The 19,063-nt window shown below is 54.3% G+C and carries 19 protein-coding genes; 17 read left to right on the top strand and 2 right to left on the bottom strand.

The annotated features are described in order from the left end of the window. Nucleotides 1-46: 46 nt before the first annotated feature. The 15 genes from J7J49_RS18940 (at nucleotide 47) to J7J49_RS18870 (ending at nucleotide 13,938) form a co-directional block, all read left to right on the top strand. Complete coding sequence (locus J7J49_RS18940; RefSeq protein ID WP_064235194.1) at nucleotides 47-979, top strand: carbohydrate ABC transporter permease; 933 nt, start codon at nucleotides 47-49, stop codon at nucleotides 977-979. After that, nucleotides 976-1,803 (top strand): carbohydrate ABC transporter permease, encoded by an 828-nt coding sequence (locus J7J49_RS18935; RefSeq protein ID WP_064235193.1) that lies wholly within the window; start codon nucleotides 976-978, stop codon nucleotides 1,801-1,803. The genes J7J49_RS18940 and J7J49_RS18935 overlap by 4 nt, the downstream gene beginning before the upstream one ends. Before the next feature lie 13 nt (nucleotides 1,804-1,816). Next, entirely contained in the window at nucleotides 1,817-3,433 is a 1,617-nt protein-coding gene (locus tag J7J49_RS18930; RefSeq protein ID WP_215094867.1) for a glycoside hydrolase family 43 protein, read from the top strand. A gap of 4 nt (nucleotides 3,434-3,437) precedes the next feature. Beyond that, nucleotides 3,438-4,493, top strand: coding sequence for an ABC transporter ATP-binding protein (locus tag J7J49_RS18925; protein WP_215094865.1), 1,056 nt, complete (start codon nucleotides 3,438-3,440; stop codon nucleotides 4,491-4,493). Between the two features lie 86 nt (nucleotides 4,494-4,579). Then, nucleotides 4,580-5,986 carry a sugar porter family MFS transporter gene (locus J7J49_RS18920; protein ID WP_215094863.1) on the top strand — a complete coding sequence of 469 codons (1,407 nt, stop codon included), beginning with the start codon at nucleotides 4,580-4,582 and terminating at the stop codon, nucleotides 5,984-5,986. A 292-nt stretch (nucleotides 5,987-6,278) separates the two neighbouring features. Continuing rightward, complete coding sequence (locus tag J7J49_RS18915) at nucleotides 6,279-6,575, top strand: hypothetical protein (protein WP_502793522.1); 297 nt, start codon at nucleotides 6,279-6,281, stop codon at nucleotides 6,573-6,575. Nucleotides 6,576-6,760: 185 nt separating this feature from the next. Continuing rightward, the gene (locus J7J49_RS18910) at nucleotides 6,761-7,885 is read left to right on the top strand and encodes an acyltransferase family protein (RefSeq protein WP_215094861.1); all 1,125 of its coding nucleotides are present in this window, start codon (nucleotides 6,761-6,763) and stop codon (nucleotides 7,883-7,885) included. A gap of 75 nt (nucleotides 7,886-7,960) precedes the next feature. Next, nucleotides 7,961-9,046 carry a serine hydrolase gene (locus J7J49_RS18905; protein WP_215094948.1) on the top strand — a complete coding sequence of 362 codons (1,086 nt, stop codon included), beginning with the start codon at nucleotides 7,961-7,963 and terminating at the stop codon, nucleotides 9,044-9,046. A gap of 49 nt (nucleotides 9,047-9,095) precedes the next feature. Further along, nucleotides 9,096-9,374: a peptidylprolyl isomerase gene (locus J7J49_RS18900; RefSeq protein WP_027956943.1), complete on the top strand. Its 279-nt coding sequence runs from the start codon at nucleotides 9,096-9,098 to the stop codon at nucleotides 9,372-9,374. A 136-nt stretch (nucleotides 9,375-9,510) separates the two neighbouring features. After that, nucleotides 9,511-10,452 carry an ABC transporter ATP-binding protein gene (locus J7J49_RS18895; RefSeq protein WP_215094859.1) on the top strand — a complete coding sequence of 314 codons (942 nt, stop codon included), beginning with the start codon at nucleotides 9,511-9,513 and terminating at the stop codon, nucleotides 10,450-10,452. Beyond that, nucleotides 10,449-11,210, top strand: coding sequence for an ABC transporter permease (locus J7J49_RS18890; protein ID WP_215094857.1), 762 nt, complete (start codon nucleotides 10,449-10,451; stop codon nucleotides 11,208-11,210). The genes J7J49_RS18895 and J7J49_RS18890 overlap by 4 nt, the downstream gene beginning before the upstream one ends. A gap of 52 nt (nucleotides 11,211-11,262) precedes the next feature. After that, entirely contained in the window at nucleotides 11,263-12,276 is a 1,014-nt protein-coding gene (locus tag J7J49_RS18885; RefSeq protein ID WP_215094855.1) for a nucleoid-associated protein, read from the top strand. Nucleotides 12,277-12,312: 36 nt separating this feature from the next. Further along, a complete protein-coding gene (locus J7J49_RS18880) occupies nucleotides 12,313-12,777 on the top strand; it encodes a tellurite resistance TerB family protein (RefSeq protein ID WP_215094853.1) in 465 nt (154 codons plus the stop codon). Continuing rightward, nucleotides 12,770-13,363, top strand: a complete 594-nt coding sequence (locus J7J49_RS18875; protein WP_215094851.1) for an exopolysaccharide biosynthesis protein — start codon at nucleotides 12,770-12,772, stop codon at nucleotides 13,361-13,363. Before J7J49_RS18880 ends, J7J49_RS18875 begins: the two co-directional genes overlap by 8 nt. Before the next feature lie 14 nt (nucleotides 13,364-13,377). Further along, the gene (locus tag J7J49_RS18870; protein ID WP_215094849.1) at nucleotides 13,378-13,938 is read left to right on the top strand and encodes a YqhA family protein; all 561 of its coding nucleotides are present in this window, start codon (nucleotides 13,378-13,380) and stop codon (nucleotides 13,936-13,938) included. A 69-nt stretch (nucleotides 13,939-14,007) separates the two neighbouring features. Here J7J49_RS18870 and J7J49_RS18865 read toward each other — a convergent pair whose 3' ends face one another. Continuing rightward, on the bottom strand, nucleotides 14,008-15,033 hold the full coding sequence (locus J7J49_RS18865) for a serine hydrolase domain-containing protein (protein ID WP_215094847.1): 1,026 nt from the start codon (nucleotides 15,031-15,033) through the stop codon (nucleotides 14,008-14,010). A gap of 412 nt (nucleotides 15,034-15,445) precedes the next feature. Further along, nucleotides 15,446-15,787, bottom strand: coding sequence for a hypothetical protein (locus tag J7J49_RS18860; protein ID WP_215094946.1), 342 nt, complete (start codon nucleotides 15,785-15,787; stop codon nucleotides 15,446-15,448). Between the two features lie 208 nt (nucleotides 15,788-15,995). On the opposite strand from J7J49_RS18860, the gene J7J49_RS18855 reads away from it, so the two are divergent. Both J7J49_RS18855 and fliD read left to right on the top strand, forming a co-directional pair. Beyond that, a complete protein-coding gene (locus J7J49_RS18855) occupies nucleotides 15,996-17,324 on the top strand; it encodes a UDP-glucose dehydrogenase family protein (protein WP_215094845.1) in 1,329 nt (442 codons plus the stop codon). 227 nt (nucleotides 17,325-17,551) lie between these two features. Further along, the gene (gene fliD / locus J7J49_RS18850; RefSeq protein ID WP_215094843.1) at nucleotides 17,552-18,907 is read left to right on the top strand and encodes a flagellar filament capping protein FliD; all 1,356 of its coding nucleotides are present in this window, start codon (nucleotides 17,552-17,554) and stop codon (nucleotides 18,905-18,907) included. Nucleotides 18,908-19,063: the final 156 nt, after the last annotated feature.

Genomic DNA, 19,063 nt, shown 5'->3' with positions numbered 1-19,063 from the left:
ACGAACGAGGCGTTCGTGCTCTTTCTGCTCTGCCTCGGAGTTTGCTATGACCACGCTTGACCGAACGACCGTGCCGCGAAGAGGAAATGCCGACCGGGTGAAGAAAGGCTTGGTGAGCGGAAAATTCACCGCGCTGCTGATCCTGCTGCCGCCGGCGTTAATTCTGTTTTCGCTGTTTGTCATTCTGCCGCTCGCGGATGCTGTTCATTACAGTGGCTTTTCCTGGAATGGCTATGGCGCGCCCAGTGACTTTGTCGGCGCGCAAAATTATCAGCGCCTGCTGGATCACTCGGTATTTCATACCGCGCTGTGGAATACCGCCAAACTGATCCTGGTGTCGCTACTGATTCAGATGCCCTTGGCGTTGGGGCTGGCGCTAATGGTGTACCGTAAAACGCCCACCAATACCCTGTTTCGGCTGGTATTTTTCCTGCCCTATATCCTGGCCGAAGTGGCTGCAGGGCTTATCTGGAGCTTCGTTTTTGACGGTGACTACGGCATTACCAGCTCGTTGTTGCATGCCATGGGGCAGGAGTCGGTGTATGTGCTGGCCGATCACCAGTGGGCGTTCCCCGCGATTATGACGGTGATCGTTTGGAAGTACTTTGGCTTCCATATGATGATCTATATTGCCGCCCTGCAGGGCGTGCCCAAGGATCTTGTCGAGGCTGCCAAGCTGGAAGGGGCAAAACCCAGGCAAGTCGCTCTCTTTGTGCAAATTCCACTGATTAAGCACGCCCTCGTCGTCAGTGGTTTCTTTGCCATTATCGGCTCGCTGCAGATCTTCGACATTATTATCCCCATGACCAACGGTGGCCCGTCCAACTCGACCCATACCATCGTCACCTACCTCTACAGCTTCGGCCTCTCACGGCTCAATATTGGCTTCGGTAGCGCCGCTGCGGTGGTGCTGTTCGTGCTCGCTATCGGGATCGCCTTCTTCTACCAACGCACCACGTCCAAGGGGAGTAAGGCATGAAAAGTATCACTACCCGAAACACGCTGCGGGTGATCGTCCTGATTGTGGTGGCCAGTATTGTGATCGGCCCGCTACTGGCGGCGTTCTTCGGTGGCTTTAAGGGCAATGCCGAGCTGCGTACCAATCCGCTGTGGCTGCCCGACAGTTGGGCTGCCGACAATTACATCGGTATCCTGCTGGATGGCAATTTCTGGCGCTACTTGGGGAACTCGTTTTTCATCTCGCTAATGACGGTGTTCTTAACCCTGGTGGTGGGGGCCGCTGCGGCTTACGTGTTTTCGCAGATACGTTTTTTCGGCGCCAAGATGATCCTCTCCTACCTACTGCTAGGGCTGATGTTTCCCTTCGCGGCGGCCATTCTGCCGCTGTTTATCAAGGTGCGCGATTTGGGCCTGCTGGATACCTATTGGGCGGTGATCCTGCCCCAGACGGCGTTTGGTTTGTCGCTGGCGATCCTGCTGTTCAAGGCCTTCTTCGACCAGTTGCCCAAAGAGCTGTTTGAAGCGGCCTACGTGGATGGGTGCAGCTATCTGCGCTTCTTCTGGTCGTTCACGCTGCCCCTCTCGACCCCCATTCTGGCCACCGTGGGCGTGTTTGTGTTTGTGCAGAGCTGGAATAACTTTCTGCTGCCGCTGGTGGTGCTCAACGACCGCTCTATCTACACCTGGCCGCTGGGCATGATGCAGTTCCAAGGCGAGTACCTAACCCAATGGAACATGATTCTGGCCTTCGTGACCTTGACCATTATTCCGGCGGTTATCTTCTTTCTCGCCGCCCAGAAATACATTGTGGCTGGCCTGACCGGTGGCTCTGTTAAAGGATAAAGGAGGATCCCTAATGAACGATGTTATCCACAACCCGATTCTGGCCGGGTTCAACCCCGATCCCTCGATTTGCCGGATAGGCGACGACTACTACCTGGCGACGTCAACCTTTGAGTGGTACCCCGGCGTTCAGATCCACCACTCCCGCGACCTGGCTAACTGGGAGCTGGTGACACGGCCATTGAGCCGGGCCAGCCAGCTGGATATGCGCGGCAACCCGGACTCATGCGGCATCTGGGCGCCCTGTTTAAGCTACGCTGACGGCCTGTTTTGGCTGGTCTACACCGATATGAAGCGTTATGAGGGCAACTTTAAGGATGGCCATAACTACCTGGTCACTGCCCCGCATATCGAGGGCCCCTGGAGCGACCCGGTCTATCTCAATTCGAGCGGCTTCGACCCTTCGCTGTTTCATGACAGCGATGGCCGCAAGTGGCTGATTAACCTGCAGTGGGATTATCGCCAGCGGGAAGGGCGGGATCGCTTCGGCGGCATTGTGCTGCAAGAGTATGATCCTGAGCAGCGCCGCTTAGTGGGGGCTATTACCACTATCTTCACGGGTACCGAACTGAAGCTGACGGAAGGGCCGCATCTCTATCGTCGCGATGGCTGGTACTACCTAATAGTCGCCGAGGGCGGCACGGGCTACCAGCATGCGGTGACCATGGCGCGTTCAAAAACGCTGTCAGGCCCTTACCAGCTACATCCTCAAACCCCGCTTTTGACGGCTAGCCATGACCCCGATAACCCACTCCAGCGGGCGGGCCATGCGGATTTGGTCGATAGCCCTGAAGGGTATAGCTATCTGGTGCATTTATGTGGCCGCCCCTTACCGGGAACCCGGCTGTCACCGCTGGGGCGCGAGACCGCTATTCAGCGGATGGAGTGGGGCGCAGATGGCTGGCCACGACTCGCCGATGGAGGTAATACCCCGGCGTTAACGGTCGCCGTGAGCGGGGTAACGCAAAGGCCCCCGGTGCAGGAGGAGCACTACGAATTCGAAACAGACACCTTGCCCGCCGCGTTTCAATGGCTGCGTACCCCCTATCCTGAACGGCTTTTTTCGCTTACCGAGCGGCCCGGCTTCCTGCGCCTGTTTGGCCGTGAGTCGGTCGGTTCCTGGTTTGAGCAGGCGTTAGTGGCCCGGCGCCAGGACAGCATCTACTGCAGCGCCGAAACGACGCTTGAATTTGAACCTGAAGATATTCAGCAGTTTGCCGGGCTGATTGCCTACTACAACCGCTTCAAATTCCATTACCTGGCGGTGACCCTGAATGACACCGGCGACAAGGTGTTGAGCGTTATCAGTTGCCTGGATGATTGGCCTAACGGGAATCTGGACATCGCGGATGCGAGCGTGCGCCTTGTCCCTGGCGCCACGATTCGGCTCGGGCTGGATATTCACGCCCGGGAGCTGCGCTTTCGCTATGCCCAGGGTGGTGAGGAGTGGCAGTCGATTGGGCCCACGTTAGACGCTGGCCTGCTCTCCGACGAAGGCAGTGGCCGCGCCCACGGCTACTTTACCGGCACTTTCCTGGGCATGGCCGCCCACGACATTAGCGGACGCGGCACTCCCGCCGACTTCCAGGCGTTTTGCTATCGCCGCGCCCCTCTTTCAGAGACGAGATAAGCTCATGGCTGAAGTAACCCTACGCGACATCGAAAAGACGTTTCATGGCAAAGAAACGGTCATCCCTAATCTAAATCTGCATATCGACGATGGCTCCTTTACCGTGCTGGTCGGGCCTTCTGGCTGCGGCAAGTCCACTTTGCTGCGCATGATTGCGGGCCTTGAAACCGTGACCCAGGGAACCATTACTATCGGCGGGGAGGATGTCACCACCGCCGAGCCGAGCGACCGGGATATTGCCATGGTCTTTCAGTCCTACGCGCTCTATCCGCACATGACGGTCGCCCGCAATATCGACTTCGGTATGCGCCTGGCAAAGGTGCCCGTCAAGGAGCGCGAGGCCAAAGTCGCCGAGGCGGCACGCCTGCTCAATTTAGAGGATCTGTTGGAGCGTAAGCCCGCAGAGTTATCCGGCGGGCAGCGCCAGCGGGTGGCCATCGGCCGTGCGATTGTGCGCAGCCCCGGCGTATTTCTGTTCGACGAGCCGCTGTCTAATCTGGATGCCTCGTTACGCAACCGCATGCGGGTCGAGCTGGCCGAACTCCATCAACGGCTCGAAACCACCATGGTGTATGTCACCCACGACCAGGTTGAAGCGATGACCCTGGCCGACTGCATTGTGGTGATGAATGCCGGGCAGATAGAGCAGATGGGCAAGCCCATGGCGCTTTACCAGCGCCCTGAAACGCTGTTTGTCGCGGGCTTTATTGGCTCGCCGAAAATGAACTTGATCGAAGGGCCGCTAGCAGCGGCCTATGGCGCCACCACTCTTGGTATTCGGCCCGAGCATCTAGAGGTAAGCCGCGAGCAGGGCGAGTGGAAAGGACGTGTGCGGTTCATTGAGAAGCTCGGCGCTGACGCCTTTGCCTATGTGGACAGCGAGCAGGCCGGCCCGCTCACCGTGCGTCTCTCTGGTGATGTCGAATTGAGTCATGGCGACACGCTTTTTATGTCGCCGCAACAGGCCCAGCTCCACGCGTTCGATGCCGAAGGGCAACGGCTGCCTGACGGCGCTGTCCACCAGGCTTCAAGTCGTCGCGAGAGCACGTTACACCACTAATGATCGTCAATTTCCCACTCTTCAATAGATACAAAAACGCTTAATAGACACAAAAACGCTCAATAACAAATCCAAGGAGCTCGACAATGACACAACAAAGAACGCTAAGCCGCTCATCGTATATTCTGGTGATCTGCTGTATTGCCGCCATCGGCGGTTTCCTGTTCGGCTTCGACAGTGGCGTGATCAATGGTACCGTCGATGGCCTGCAGACCACTTTTAACTCGGATAGCGCGGGCACGGGGTTCAATGTCGCCTCCATGCTGCTGGGCTGCGCGATTGGGGCCTTCTTTGCTGGTCGCTTGGCGGATCGCTTTGGCCGCCGCACGCTGCTGATCGTGGCCGCGGTGTTTTTTCTGATTAGTGCCTGGGGGTCAGGCGTTGCCGGTAGTTCGATGGAGTTTGTGGTCTACCGTATTCTCGGTGGCCTTGCCGTCGGCGCCGCCAGCGTGATGACCCCGGCTTATATCAGTGAAGTTGCGCCATCGGCCTATCGTGGGCGTTTGGCGACTATCCAGCAGGTAGCGATCATCTCGGGTTTGTTTTTTGCCTTTCTGAGCAACTATGTATTGGCGTATGTCGCGGGTTCGGCAACCACCGAGCTATGGTTTGGTTTCGCAACCTGGCGCTGGATGTTCTGGATTGAGCTGATACCGGCTGCCGTTTTCCTGGTGGCATTGCTGTTTATTCCGGAAAGCCCGCGTTACCTGATCAGCACCGGTAAGCAGGGCGAAGCCCGCCGGGTGCTGGGGTTAGTGATGCCTGAACGGGATGTCAGCACTAAAATTGATGAAATTAATAGCACTCTGGATCAAGATCACAAGCCACGGTTGAGCGATGTGATGAACCGCACCACCGGCAAGATGCACGCTATCGTCTGGGTGGGGATTGGTTTGGCGGTTTTCCAGCAGTTGGTGGGTATTAACGTCGTTTTCTACTACGGCGCGGTGCTATGGCAGTCGGTAGGTTTCTCCGAAGGCGATGCGCTGTTGATCAATGTGATCTCTGGCGCCGTGAGTATCGGCGCCTGCCTGCTGGCCATTGCGCTGATCGACAAAATTGGCCGCAAACCGCTGCTTTGGGGTGGTTCTGTGGGCATGGCAGCGACCCTGGCGTGTCTCTCCTATGCGTTCTCTACGGCCTCGATGGTGAATGGCAGCCTACAGCTATCCAGTGACATGGGCGTATTTGCGCTGCTGTGCGCCAATCTCTATGTGCTGTTCTTCAACGCCTCCTGGGGGCCGGTGATGTGGGTCATGCTGGGCGAGATGTTCCCCAATCAGATGCGCGGTTCGGGGCTGGCGATAGCAGGGCTTTTCCAATGGCTGGCCAACTTCGGTATTACCATGACGTTTCCTATCATGCTGGGCTCTATCGGGCTGTTCGGTGCCTACGGCTTCTATGCGATCAGTGCCGTTGCCTCGGTCTTCTTCGTTATTTACTTCGTCAAAGAGACACGCGGTAAAGAGCTGGAAGAGATGACCTACGAGTAATCCTTCTAGATTGCCCCGATTGTCTGATCAATCGGGGATCATGTGCCTATTTTAAACAGGATGATCCTATTTTTTATTAATAAAATCAAAAGGTTGTTTTCATCCTCAGGTATATAAGAAGTTGTTTAATAATGGTTTTTATTTGCTTCTGGCACAAGGTGGCATGGAGGCTGCAATGGATAGGTTAAGAGCGTAACAGGTAGGACGACCTGGCGTTCTTACCCTTTAAACCGACGTGCAATGTTCGCACCGACGTTTAATTTAAGCAGTAAAGCCATACAGGAGCAGTATCATGATGAAGATGGATTATCTCAAGAAGCTTGGCATCCTAGGCGTATCATTTGGTCTGATGGCCAGCCCACTTGCTTTTGCTCAAGTGGATAGCACCGACGAGTACGAACCGACTCCGCAAGAAGAAACGACGCAGGATGAACAAGGCACCTACAACAGCTACGACACTGAGCAAGATAAAGGTTCGGATGTAGGTACTGAGTATGAAGAGGAAGAGCAAGAATTCACTTACGAAGAAGAGGAAGAGGAGCAAGAAGTCCCCGCCACTGATGAAGAGGAGGATGACTCAGGGTGGTAATTGCAACCTTTAAGGAATGACTTTTCTTGGGCTCAAGGATGAGCCACAGGATGCCCCGCCCACTGCGGGGCATCTTTGTGTGTGGCCGTTAACACTGTCAACCCAAGCGGACGATATAATTTCACGCTAAAGTGTTAAGCACCTTACGCTTAACCATTGACTACGGTGCCCACAAGGATGTCTTGATGCCCCTAAAATGGATGCCCTTAAAATGGACAGAAAAGCCCCAACTGCCCAAGGCCGAAGGCCGCATAGAGGCGATTGACTTAGCTCGTGGCCTAGCCATTGGCTTGATGATCATAAGCCATGCGGTCAGTGGGTTAGTGGGTATTCGCAATGTGCCTGATTGGGGCATGGTGCCGATCCATTTTTTGACCAAATTCTCCTCGTCGCTGTTTATTATGGTGTTTGGCATTGCGCTAGCGGTGGCGTTTCTTTCCCATACCCAAAGCGATGACTGGCCGAAACGCCGTTTAAAGCTCTGGCTGCGCGCCTTAGAAGTGTGGTTCTGGTACAAAGCGCTGCTCATTGTTGAAATGCTGCCGTTCTATCCGCCCAACGAAATCGTCGATGCGCTGCTCTATGGCCGTTTCGCAATTTGGGTAGAAATCTTAGGCTTCTACGCCATCGCGCTGCTATGGGTGCCGCTGATTTTGCCGCTGTGGGCGCGGGCACCGCTATGGAGTCGGCTAACCACGATTGGCGTGTTAATCGCGCTGACCGTCTGGCTGCAGAGCCTCACCTTCGGCGGCAACGATATCCTGAAGGCGCTACTGGTGGATCACGAAGACCACTACACCTGGGGGCAGATAAGCCGCGCACCCATGATTCTAGTGGGCCTTTTGATCGGCGAAGCCTTGCTGCGTTGCTACTTTGATACCGCCATGCGGCGGCGTTTAGTGTTGACCCTACTAGGGCTGGGTGCACTTATGGTCGCCGGATTTTATGGCTTAGCGTTTGCCAGTGGTGATGTGCATGCGGCGATGCTGGCGGTGGCGAAAAATGTTGGCAAACACCCGCCAGGGCTAGAATTTATGCTGTTTAGCCTGGGCGGTGCGCTGGTGCTATTGGCCGCCGCGCTTGCTGGTGGCGCCAAAGCCTCAAAGGCGTTAATGCCGCTGACGATGGTTGGCTCTAACGCCCTCATGGCATTTATTTTCCATATTGTGATGATCTTCTTAGTGCTGCGCTTTCTATGGGAAGGCGAGGGAATGTACACCTATCCACAGGCACTTGGCGTGGGCGGGCTGTTGATACTGGGTGCCGCGGCGTGGATTTGGTTAACACGTTGGATAGCCCAGCACCGTTAAACACGATCCATCATTTAGGGAGTTTACGATTTGCGACACTGGATACATTACGGACTGGTAGCCGTAGCACTTCTCATGGCGCTACCCGCACATGCAGATGAGTACGAAACCAATTGGTACTATGAGGTAGATAAACAGAGCGCTTGGCAGGGCGATTTAACCGCTCGCTTACAGGCCATCGAAGAGGTGTTTGCGGGTCGGCTGGGGGTTTATGTGCAAAACCTCGCCAGTGGCGAAGCCTACTCCTGGCGTGCCGACGATCCTTGGTACTTAGCCTCGCTAATCAAAATACCGGTGGCGGCCCAGGTGCTCGCCGAGCGTCAGGCAGGCACGCTCTCTCTGGATGAGCGGTTAACGCTTGCGCGGAGTGACTTTGTCGATGGTGCAGGGCCTACCAACTGGCACGACCCCGGCACGCCTATCTCTATTCGCTATTTAATGGAGCAGATGCTTACCGTCAGCGATAACACCGCCACCGATATGCTGATTGACCGCGTGGGGCTTGAAGCGGTTAATCAACGTGCCCGTACGATGATCGCCACAAGCGGCGGCAACCCCGATGAGATCGGCCCCATCTCAAAGCTGGTCGGTGTACGCCAAGGGGTTTACGGCGAACTCCACCCTGATGCACGCGCGCTTGGCGGAATGGATTTTATCGCCCTGCGACAGCACTCGGTGAGTCAGCGCGGACAGGCGTTAGCCCGGGTGCTGGGTGTCAGCACGGCGTCTTTCACTCAGCCGGATTACGACCACGCTTTTGATGCTTACCAAGCCACTGGTGAGAACGTTGGCACCTTAAGCGCTTTTGGCGACCTATTGGCTAGCTTGCATACTGTTCAACAACGACCCGGTATGGATGATGTAAATGCCGAGCAGCGGCAAATGTTGCTGGACGTAATGCGGCGAACCCGTTCCGGCAAACAGCGTCTTAAGGCGGGCATGGGCGAGGGAATAAGTTTCGCCCATAAAACCGGCACTCAGCAGCGGCGTAGTTGCGATGCAGGCATTGCCGAGCGCACCAGCGCTGATACTGTAACAGCAGGGCCGTGGGTGATTGTTACCTGCACTCGCGGGCCTGTGGCGGTAAGCGCCCACGAACGAGCCTTGACCAGCGTGGGCGAAGCCTTGCGTTATAGCGGAGCACTAGGTAAGCCGTGGTAAACTACCGCCCCGAATGACCTCTCAGAACTTCATTAATTAGGAGCAACCTATGACACGCGCCAGCGCCCGCCACATTTTGGTCAGCAGTGAAGAGCAGTGCCTAGCACTGAAAGAAGAGATCCAAAACGGCCGCGATTTTGCGGAAGTTGCCAAAGAGCACTCCAGCTGCCCCTCCAGCCGCCAAGGCGGCGACCTGGGTAGCTTTGGCCCCGGTCAAATGGTGCCCGAGTTCGACAAAGTCGTCTTCAATGACGAAGTAGGCCAAGTCCACGGCCCGGTAAAAACCCAGTTTGGTTACCACCTGCTAGAAGTTACCGAACGCTCTTAACTTTTCCACCAACCGTGTTCTAACCAACCGCTCTTAATGCTGCCTAAAAGGCCGTCAAGCGCCGCGACCATAGTACTGTCAATAGTATTGCGACAATAGTATTGAAACTATCCCGTCGCGGCGTGAGGAGTACGCCTTGAACGACCCGATTATTACCATTAACGGCCTGAATAAAACCTACGAAGGTGGCTTTCAGGCGTTAACCCACGTTGATTTAACGATTCAGCGCGGCGAGATATTTGCTCTGCTTGGCCCCAACGGGGCGGGCAAAACCACGCTCATTAGTGTGGTGTGCGGTTTGGTCAATCCCACCGCTGGTCATGTGCTGGTAGATGGTTTCGACAATATTACCCACTACCGTCAGGCCCGGGAGCTTATTGGGTTAGTCCCCCAAGAACTCACCAACGAAGCGTTTGAAACCGTCTGGAACACCGTTAGTTTCAGCCGTGGCCTGTTTGGCAAAGCCCCTAACCCAGCGCATATCGAAAAAGTGCTCAAGTCGCTGACGCTTTGGGATAAGCGCAACAACCGCTTGATGACGCTCTCTGGCGGCATGAAGCGTCGCGTGCTAATCGCCAAAGCGCTCTCCCACGAACCGCGCATTCTGTTTCTTGATGAGCCCACCGCTGGGGTTGATGTAGAACTGCGCCGCGAGATGTGGGAGGTAGTGCGTCAACTGCGCGATAACGGCGTCACCATTATCTTGACCACCCACTACATCGAAGAAGCCGAGGAGATGGCTGACCGTATCGGCGTGATCAATGGTGGTGAGCTGGTGCTGGTGGAAGAGAAAGCCGCCTTAATGAGCAAGCTGGGCAGTAAACAGCTGACGCTTAATCTGCACAGCCCGTTAACCGAGATGCCCGCCACACTGCAGCGCTTTGAGCTTAGTCTTGCGGCTGAGGGGTATGAATTGATTTATACCTACGACGGCAGCCAGGAGGAAGACGGCCACGCGATTTCAGAACTGTTAACCGCCCTAGAGCGAGAAGACATCACCTTTAAAGACCTGAATACCCGGCAGAGTTCGCTTGAAGATATTTTTGTCGACCTGGTTAACCCAAAGGAGCGTGCATGAACCTTCACCCTGTTCGCGCTATCTACATGGCGGAAATGGCCCGCACGCGCCGCACGTTGCTGCAAAGCATAGTCTCGCCGGTGATCTCCACATCGCTCTACTTTGTGGTGTTTGGTGCCGCGATCGGCTCACGCATTAGTGAGGTCAACGGGGTCAGCTACGGTGCCTTTATCGTGCCTGGGCTAATTATGTTGATGCTGTTGACCCAAAGCGTCTCGAACGCTTCCTTCGGCATCTTTTTTCCCAAGTTCTCCGGCAGTATTTACGAGCTGCTTTCGGCGCCCATCTCGCATTTAGAGATTGTCATTGGCTATGTAGGCGCAGCGGCCTCGAAATCGATCCTGCTGGGGCTGATTATTTTGGCGACCTCGGGCTTGTTTGTTCCGCTGGAAATCGCCCACCCGTTTTGGATGTTGTTCTTTCTGGTGCTAACGGCCGTTACCTTTAGCCTACTCGGCTTTATTATCGGCATTTGGGCCGATGGCTTTGACCGCCTACAGCTGGTGCCGCTGTTAGTGATTACCCCGCTGACCTTTTTGGGTGGCAGCTTCTACTCTATTGATATGCTGCCGCCGTTTTGGCAAACCATCACTCTGGCAAACCCGGTGGTGTACTTGGTCAGCGGCTTTCGCTGGAGCTTTTACGGCATCAGCGATGTTAGCCTTGCTGCTAGCGTGGGCATGATTGCACTATTTCTCGTTGCTTGCCTGGGTACTATTGGCTGGATTTTCCGCACCGGCTATCGCCTCAAGCCATGACCGCCACATAACTCGCTATTCACCATTCACCACTGGACGCTAGTAAACCCTTATGCCGCTACTGCAAAGTATTGTGCACCGCCTAGACCCGACGCTTGACGGTGAGCGCTTAACCCTAACCGCCGCCCCCCAGTCAGAACAGGCTAATGCCAGCGACGACTCGGTAATGGCGAGCTTGGTGGGTGCGCTAAACGACACCTACAATACCAAGCCCAAAGGCTGGGGACGTTTCGCTGAAGAGGGCGAGCAGGCCGGGCCGTTGGCTGTATGGCTACGTGACTATCTTGCCGGTGAGCAGAGCTTTGCTGAGCTTTCGGTTGCGCTGGCCGAACGGCTCGCCAAACAGCTTCAAGAGCAGCTGTCAGTGAGCGGTTACTTAGTGATCAGCCACCAGCGCCAGGGCGATACCGAAACGCTGTTGATGGCATTGGTGCACCAGCGTGAAGGGATCGGTATTAACGATGAGCACCACGCCGTGCCCGCTGCCCAACTTAATACCAGCCAGCTTACGCTGGCGGCGCGTATCAACCTCACCCAGTGGCAGAGCGATGCGCCGAATGCACAATATGTCTCGTTTCTAAAAGATCGCGGCGGTAAAAAACTCGCCGAGGGCTTGGTGGCGCTGTTGGGAATGGAGGAGGGCGTTGACGCTCCGGCGGAAACCCGCACGCTGCTCAAGGCATTTAGCGACTACGTCGAAAAAGAGGATTATGACGACGAGGTGAGTCGTGAAAAAACCGACACCCTTGTGGATTACGCTAACGAACAGCTGCGACGTGGCGAGCCCATGACCCTGGAAGAGCTATCCGGGTTGGTAGATGAGCAGCAGCCGAAAGCCTTTTACGAGCATATACGCAACGCCGATTACGGGCTCTCGCCGGAGATTCCTCCGGATAAACGCACCTTAAGCCAGTTCCGCCGTTTTACCGGGCGCGCCGGTGGCGTTTCCATCAGTTTTGACTCCCACCTGCTGGGCTCCAGCATCGAGTACGATGCCGCCCAGGATCGTCTGATTATCAAGCAGGTACCCAAGCAGTTAAGAGAGCAGCTCACAAAGAAGGATTGAGTTTACGACAAGGCTCTCTCTAGCCAGGAGAATTCTATGCTGAACGCCATTAGTGATTTTTTTCAGCGCGCGCTGGCGCAACCCGAGCAGCGTGAAAATCAAACGTTGACCCTGGAGCTGGCCACCGCGGCGTTGCTGTGTGAAATCGTTCGCGCCGACTACGACACCAGCGACGAAGAGCTTGCCGCCCTGCGTATTATGCTCACCGAGCGCTACCGGCTAAGTGCAAGCGATGTGGAAGAGTTGATGACACTGGCCCAAGCGGAGGTGGACGAGGCGGTCGACCACTACCAGTTCGTAAGCCTGATTAAAGAGCACTATGATTACGACCAGCGCTGTGAGCTGGTCGTGCAGATGTGGCAGTTGGCCTGGGTCGACGGCAATGTCGACCCCCTAGAGGAGCATCGTATTCGCCGCCTGGCAGACTTGCTATATGTAAGCCATAGCGATTTTATCCGCACCAAGCTGCAAGTAGAGGAGCGTAATAACCACGATGTATAACCACAACGAAGACGCGAATTTAACGGATTTAATTAGCTCGATAGAGCACATGAAGCAGGACGCTTCACGGGTTAGCGTTGATAATGTTGTGCAGGCTGTGGGGCGACGCTCGTTTGGGCCACTGCTACTGGTCGCTGGGTTAATTACGCTGGCACCGATCATCGGCGATATACCTGGCATGCCGACGCTGATGGCCGTGCTGGTGCTGCTTGTTTCAGTACAGTTACTGACGGGACGTGAGTCGTTCTGGTTGCCTGGATGGTTACTCAAGCGCTCTCTTTCCCGGCAGAAATTCGACAAGGGCATCAAGTGGATGAAAAAGCCCGCCCGCTGGATAGATGGTTTGCTGCAGGTACGCTTACCGTGGCTAACCGGCTATATCGGTATTCGTGTCACTGCGGTTGTTTGCCTGTTAATCGCCCTCGCCATGCCACCGATGGAGTTTATTCCCTTTTCGGCCAACGGCGCAGGCCTAGCGCTTGCCCTATTAGGCCTAGGCTTAGTAGCTCGAGATGGGATCGCGCTGCTGCTAGGCTTTGCGCTGTTTGCCGCCACGTGCGTTTTAATCGTGATGAACCTGATCTGAAAAGGAACCTTGCTATGCCAGATGCCTCACCGCCCACGCCACCTAAATCGCCGCAGCAGCAGGGGGCTTGGGAACGGCATATTGAAACAGCGCTGTGGAACTCGCGTTTTTTGGTCATGCTTGCGGTGGTGCCAAGCCTGCTGGGTTCATTGATACTGTTTATTGTTGGCACCGTGGATATTTTAACCGTCGTAGCCGACGTGTTGCGTTACTACCTGATCGGAGACACCCCGAATATCCACGACAGTTTAGTGCCCGACATTATTATTGCGGTGGATATCTATCTAATTGCGATCGTACTGCTGATTTTCGGCCTTGGCATCTACCGGCTGTTTGTGTCGAGGATTGATCAAGCCGAAGCGCGTTTCCCGCATCACCCCTTTAACGTTGCTTCGCTTGACCAGCTAAAAGACAAAATCGCCCGAGTAGTGATTTTGGCGGTGATTATTGAGTTCTTCCGCGCGGTGGTGGATATTCGCTTTGCGACACCGCTGGAGGCGATCTATTTAGCCATTTCAGTGTTGGCGCTCGCGGCCGCGCTCTATTTGATGAGCCTTGGCCACAAAGGCGAGTAAGGCACGATACTATTTACAACTCACAACTCACAACTCACAACTCACAACTCACAACTCACAACTCACAACTCACAACTCACCATCTTCAGCTAACAAACCTTCCACTAGCCTATTCAATTGCTGCTGGAACTGCCCGCCAGGCGAGGGTGGGTTCGGGTCTGAGGTGATCACCACGGTCATCTCTCGCTCGGGAATAACGAACAGTGCCTGGCCGCCGTAGCCGCGCCCGTAGTAAGCATCTTCCCCTGCTAGTTGAGTAATAAACCACCCGTAGCCGTATCCATCACCCGTCCAGCGCGATGTGCCACGCGGTTGCCATGATTTTTCCACCCAACCTTCCGGCAGAACCCGCTCTCCACTGCCTGCTTCATCAAATACGATGCCGTCATTACGATACAGCTCGCCCACTTCAATCAGCGCTCGAGGTGAAAGCTGCATATCATTGCCGCCAAAATAGATGCCTTGCGGGTCGCGCAACCAAGGTCGAATAGTGATATTGAGCGGATCTCCTAATAAGCGCTGGGCAAGTGCGTGTGTCGTCTCGCCGCTGGCGTAGGTGAGCGCAGCAGAAAGCAGGTGGCTGGTGCCGGTGGAGTAGAGCATTCGACCGCCGGGTTCATCCACAAAAGGCCGCGTAATAGCATCGTTCACCCAGTTGGCGCTGGCCACCCAGCCGCCGTAATTGCCGCCAGATGTGCGCTCTAGCCCAGCCTGTAAGGCAAGTAGATGCGCCAGGGTAATGTCATTAACGCGCGGGTCGGTGCCGCTCGGCAGGTGATCGCCAAATAGCTCCACCATGGGCTGCTCAGCAGACTCGACAATCCTCGCTTCAATCGCCGCGCCGGTAACGGCAGCCAGCACGGTTTTAGACAGCGATTTAATGTTCGCAGGTGATGCCACCCCCGGCCCACCCTGGTGCAGCTCGTGGATAATCTCACCATCGTAGGCCACTACCACGCTGTGTACGCGGTTTAGTTGGCGAGTTTGCTGGTCAAGCGTCTGGAGTGCATTTGCAGAAGGTTCATTCGCTGCGGCATAGGCGGTGGGTAACAACGAAATAACAGCAAACGAAACAAGCAAAGCCGTAGCGCGCATCGTAACACCTCAAGGTAAGTGGCAAGGGTTCGAGGCTTAGAAGTAGCAGAGGTTCCCCAACACAAGTATCGCCACGTGCTAACAGAGAATTGCCACGACATTACGCAAAAACTGAAAAAGCCTGCTAGGATGGGAGTGTTGATTCATAAGGCAAGCAAGCCTTTGATTTCCCTAAAACGCAATAAGCAAGGAGCGCCCTATGCGTAATATTATCTACATTATCGGTCTTATCGTGGTTGTGCTGTTCATTCTTTCGATGCTCGGCCTGCGCTAACATCTAGGCACTGGCTTCAAAAAAACGCCAAGAAAAACCGCCCGAAGCGCTTGCTTGCGGGCGGTTTTTTTATGAGCTTGCTTTGATCAGCTGTTTTGACTGGCTCTTTTGAATAGCAATGCTTGGCAACTGGAGATATTAGGCGCAGTCAGCAGCCCCCTGGCCGAACATATCAAACATTATTTCGCGGCCAAGACGAGTCAACACAAAGCGGCCATACTCATTGAAGGTGGCGGCTTCACTGGCTTCCATTACCTTCTGGCAGGTTGCCCAGGTCGGTGATGCTGCACTCAGTGTGAGCAATTCACGGCGGGCTAAACCGCGCTGGGGCAAGGTAATGGTTTCAAGCACATGGCCGTTATCGTAGAGCAGCTCAGCGGCAATTGATAAACATTGGCGAAGGCTGCGCTGAACGTTCGCGGCCGTTGATAGCCCATTCGCTGCTTGTGATGAGGGCTCTTTCGTTAGTTCTGAAGTCATAAGTCCCGGAGTCATAGCATGTTCTCCTGCGGTCAGCACCAAATCGGGCTTGTTGCAGCGCATTATAAACCAAGGTCGATGTTAGACCAAGGTCTATCATTCAGAGTAAATCTCCCACTATCAAGCTCATCAACGTTAAGCCAATGTGCTACGCTCGCTATCAAGTATTTTTGTGAGTTAATCACGCATTTTTGTGAGTTACTAAGTTATGCATATCAGTGTATTCGGAACCGGTTATGTCGGCCTTGTCGCAGGCGCTTGTTTAGCCGATGTCGGCCATCAAGTCACCTGTATGGATGTTAACGCTGAGCGGATTGAACAGCTTAATGGCGGAGAAGTGCCGATTTTTGAGCCAGGGCTAAGCACCATTGTTGCCCATAATGTAGCGGCGGGCCGGTTACGCTTTACCACCGATGCCGCCCAAGCGGTAGCGGAGGGCGAGCTGCTGTTTATCGCCGTGGGAACGCCGCCCGATGAAGATGGCAGTGCCGACCTTCGCTATGTGCTAGAAGTGGCGCGCACGATTGGTCAGCATATGGATAGCTACAAGCTGGTGATTGATAAATCTACCGTGCCGGTGGGCACCGCCGAAAAAGTCCACGCCGTTATCAGCGATGCACTCAAACAGCGCGGCGCCTCATTCGAGTTTGACGTCTGTTCGAATCCAGAGTTTATGAAAGAAGGCGCCGCGATTGAAGACTTTACCCGCGGCGCGCGGATTATCGTCGGCACTGAAAGCGAACGCGTGAAAGTGCATATGCAAGAGTGCTACGCCCCCTACAACCGCAACCACGAAAAACTGATGTTTATGAGCGTGCGGGCCGCCGAACTGACCAAATACGCCGCCAATGCCATGCTCGCCACCAAAATCAGCTTTATGAACGAGATCGCCAATCTTGCTGAACGGCTTGAAGTGGACGTAGAGGACGTGCGCCGCGGGATTGGCAGCGACCCACGCATCGGCTACCACTTTATCTACCCTGGCTGTGGCTACGGTGGCTCCTGTTTTCCCAAAGACGTTCAGGCACTAGAGCGCGCCGCGCGCCAGTTAGGCTATACCCCAGAGCTGCTCAGCGCCGTTGAGGCAGTTAATTTACGCCAAAAACAAACGCTGTTCACAAAACTGCAAGATAACCTAGGCAATCTAAGTGGCAAGACCATTGCCGTGTGGGGCCTGGCCTTTAAACCCAACACCGACGATATGCGTGAAGCCCCAAGCCGGACGTTGATGGAAGCGCTTTGGCAAGCGGGTGCTAAGGTGCAAGCCTTCGACCCCGAAGCCATGGCGGAATGCCGCCGCATCTATGGCGATCGGAATGACTTAATGCTGACCGGTGATCGTATCCAAGCGGTAAAAGGTGCCGATGCGCTGGTGATTTGCACCGAGTGGAAAGAGTTCCGCAGTGTCGATTTCGCCTGGCTAGCCGACCAGTTGGCTGAAAAAGTCGTCATCGATGGGCGTAATTTGTACACACCCAGCGCTGTTGAAGAGGTGGGTTTGCGTTACATAGGTGTGGGGCGAAAGGGCAATCTTTAGGTAGATTTATTACCGTCGTTTTTTCTAAATATTTATATGGGTATTACGAACGGTTACTTGGTATTACGTCTTAATACGAAAAAAATAACCAAATATTCAAGTTATAGTTCACCCAGCCGCTATATTAAGGTAAATGTATTAAAACAGTGCTACGTATCGCTTTATGAAGGAACGCTAATTGAAGACAGTAAGCGTAGCAACATGTATTCAAAAAAGGTATTGGTTCTATGGCTGCTATTACATCACTAGGTATTGGCTCTGGTTTGGATCTGAATGGCTTGCTGGAGCAATTAAAAACGGCAGAACAAGCAAAGCTTGAGCCCATTGCGAAGCAGATTCAGTCTGAAGATACCAAAATATCTGCTTATGGTAAGTTGCAAAATGCGCTTGAGCAGTTTCAAAGCTCTGCAGAGGCCCTCAATGATGGGTCGACATTCGAGAGCCTAACAACCAATGTCGAAGGCAGCGCCGTTGGTGCTGTCAGCAGCAATGAGGCCCAGCCAGGTCAGTACGAAGTGCAGGTTGAACGTTTAGCAACGGCCAGCAGTCTGGTGACGGAGCGTCTGGAAACAGCAGATGAAAGCATAGTGACTGGGGAGCAGTCATTAACCTTTACTCTTGCTGAGGGAGCCATGGATCCCATTACCATTGCAGATGGCAGCACGCTTGAAGACATGCGCGATGCCATTAATCAACAGAGCGATGGTCGCTTAAGCGCTTCTATTATCAATGATGGCGAAGGTTATCGGCTTTCTGTTAATGCCACCGATACCGGTGCGGACGCCAGTATTGAAAGCACCAATTTTTCAAACATCCTTGCTGGTGACGTTACCACTGCTGATGTACAGGTAGTTCAGGCAGGCCAGGATGCGGCGTTTAACGTCAATGGAATAGATATCGTTAGTCCTACCAATCAAGTGGAAGGCGCTATTCAAGGTGTTACCTTGAATCTTGCTGAGGCTGGCGCGACGAGCACGGTAAGTGTAGAGCAGGATAGCGAAGCTATCCGCGAGCAAGTCACCGCTTTTGTTGATGACTTCAATACGCTCAAAGATACCATTACTAGCTTGACAGCCTTTGACGAAGAGACGGGCCAAGCGGCGGGGCTGAATGCTGATGCAGCTACTCGCGCGGTTGAAAGAGAACTGCGTCAAACAATTAGCGGTGTTGTTGGCGGCGATGGCTTTAGCGTCTTATCGGATATAGGTATTTCGCTTCAAGTAGACGGCAAACTGGAGATTGATGAGAATCGATTAGACAGTATTGTGGCCAATCAACCTGATCAGCTCGCTAGCTTTTTTGCAGGCAATAGCGCAGAGGGTGGCATGGCAGGGCAAATAGCGTCGGCTCTTGAGAATATAGTAGGTACGGGTGGGCGCCTGGAAAGCGCTGTTAGCTCATCTGAAGGGCGTGTTGATTCGTTAAAAGAGCGTTATGCGACAACGGAAAGCCGAATTGAGCAAACCGTTGAGCGTTATCGTACGCAGTTCCAAGCAATGGACAGTATGGTCGCGCAAATGAACCAAACCAGCGCCTATTTGACCCAGCAGTTCGCAGTGCTAGGGCAGCAAAACCAGAGTTAAGTAGATAAGTTAGCTAAATGAATGGCTTACCAAATGCCTGGCACTATGTGTCGGGCATTTTTCTTTGCAATGCCTTAAAAAAAGCTAAAAAGAGGCGCTACCTCTAAAGTTTGTTTCTCCGCGGCCGATAAAATATTCAGATACTTCTCTCTACTT

Origin of the sequence: Halomonas sp. ISL-56 (genome assembly GCF_018612805.1) — a bacterium.
Taxonomy (GTDB): Bacteria; Pseudomonadota; Gammaproteobacteria; order Pseudomonadales; family Halomonadaceae; genus Vreelandella.
This window is presented reverse-complemented; position numbering and strand designations above follow the sequence as displayed.

Coding starts and splice junctions, on each gene's coding strand:
- J7J49_RS18940 (WP_064235194.1), top strand. CDS start 47: ATGACCACGCTTGACCGAACGACCGTGCCGCGAAGAGGAAATGCCGAC.
- J7J49_RS18935 (WP_064235193.1), top strand. CDS start 976: ATGAAAAGTATCACTACCCGAAACACGCTGCGGGTGATCGTCCTGATT.
- J7J49_RS18930 (WP_215094867.1), top strand. CDS start 1,817: ATGAACGATGTTATCCACAACCCGATTCTGGCCGGGTTCAACCCCGAT.
- J7J49_RS18925 (WP_215094865.1), top strand. CDS start 3,438: ATGGCTGAAGTAACCCTACGCGACATCGAAAAGACGTTTCATGGCAAA.
- J7J49_RS18920 (WP_215094863.1), top strand. CDS start 4,580: ATGACACAACAAAGAACGCTAAGCCGCTCATCGTATATTCTGGTGATC.
- J7J49_RS18915 (WP_502793522.1), top strand. CDS start 6,279: ATGATGAAGATGGATTATCTCAAGAAGCTTGGCATCCTAGGCGTATCA.
- J7J49_RS18910 (WP_215094861.1), top strand. CDS start 6,761: ATGCCCCTAAAATGGATGCCCTTAAAATGGACAGAAAAGCCCCAACTG.
- J7J49_RS18905 (WP_215094948.1), top strand. CDS start 7,961: ATGGCGCTACCCGCACATGCAGATGAGTACGAAACCAATTGGTACTAT.
- J7J49_RS18900 (WP_027956943.1), top strand. CDS start 9,096: ATGACACGCGCCAGCGCCCGCCACATTTTGGTCAGCAGTGAAGAGCAG.
- J7J49_RS18890 (WP_215094857.1), top strand. CDS start 10,449: ATGAACCTTCACCCTGTTCGCGCTATCTACATGGCGGAAATGGCCCGC.
- J7J49_RS18885 (WP_215094855.1), top strand. CDS start 11,263: ATGCCGCTACTGCAAAGTATTGTGCACCGCCTAGACCCGACGCTTGAC.
- J7J49_RS18880 (WP_215094853.1), top strand. CDS start 12,313: ATGCTGAACGCCATTAGTGATTTTTTTCAGCGCGCGCTGGCGCAACCC.
- J7J49_RS18875 (WP_215094851.1), top strand. CDS start 12,770: ATGTATAACCACAACGAAGACGCGAATTTAACGGATTTAATTAGCTCG.
- J7J49_RS18870 (WP_215094849.1), top strand. CDS start 13,378: ATGCCAGATGCCTCACCGCCCACGCCACCTAAATCGCCGCAGCAGCAG.
- J7J49_RS18865 (WP_215094847.1), bottom strand. CDS start 15,033: ATGCGCGCTACGGCTTTGCTTGTTTCGTTTGCTGTTATTTCGTTGTTA.
- J7J49_RS18860 (WP_215094946.1), bottom strand. CDS start 15,787: ATGACTTCAGAACTAACGAAAGAGCCCTCATCACAAGCAGCGAATGGG.
- J7J49_RS18855 (WP_215094845.1), top strand. CDS start 15,996: ATGCATATCAGTGTATTCGGAACCGGTTATGTCGGCCTTGTCGCAGGC.
- fliD (WP_215094843.1), top strand. CDS start 17,552: ATGGCTGCTATTACATCACTAGGTATTGGCTCTGGTTTGGATCTGAAT.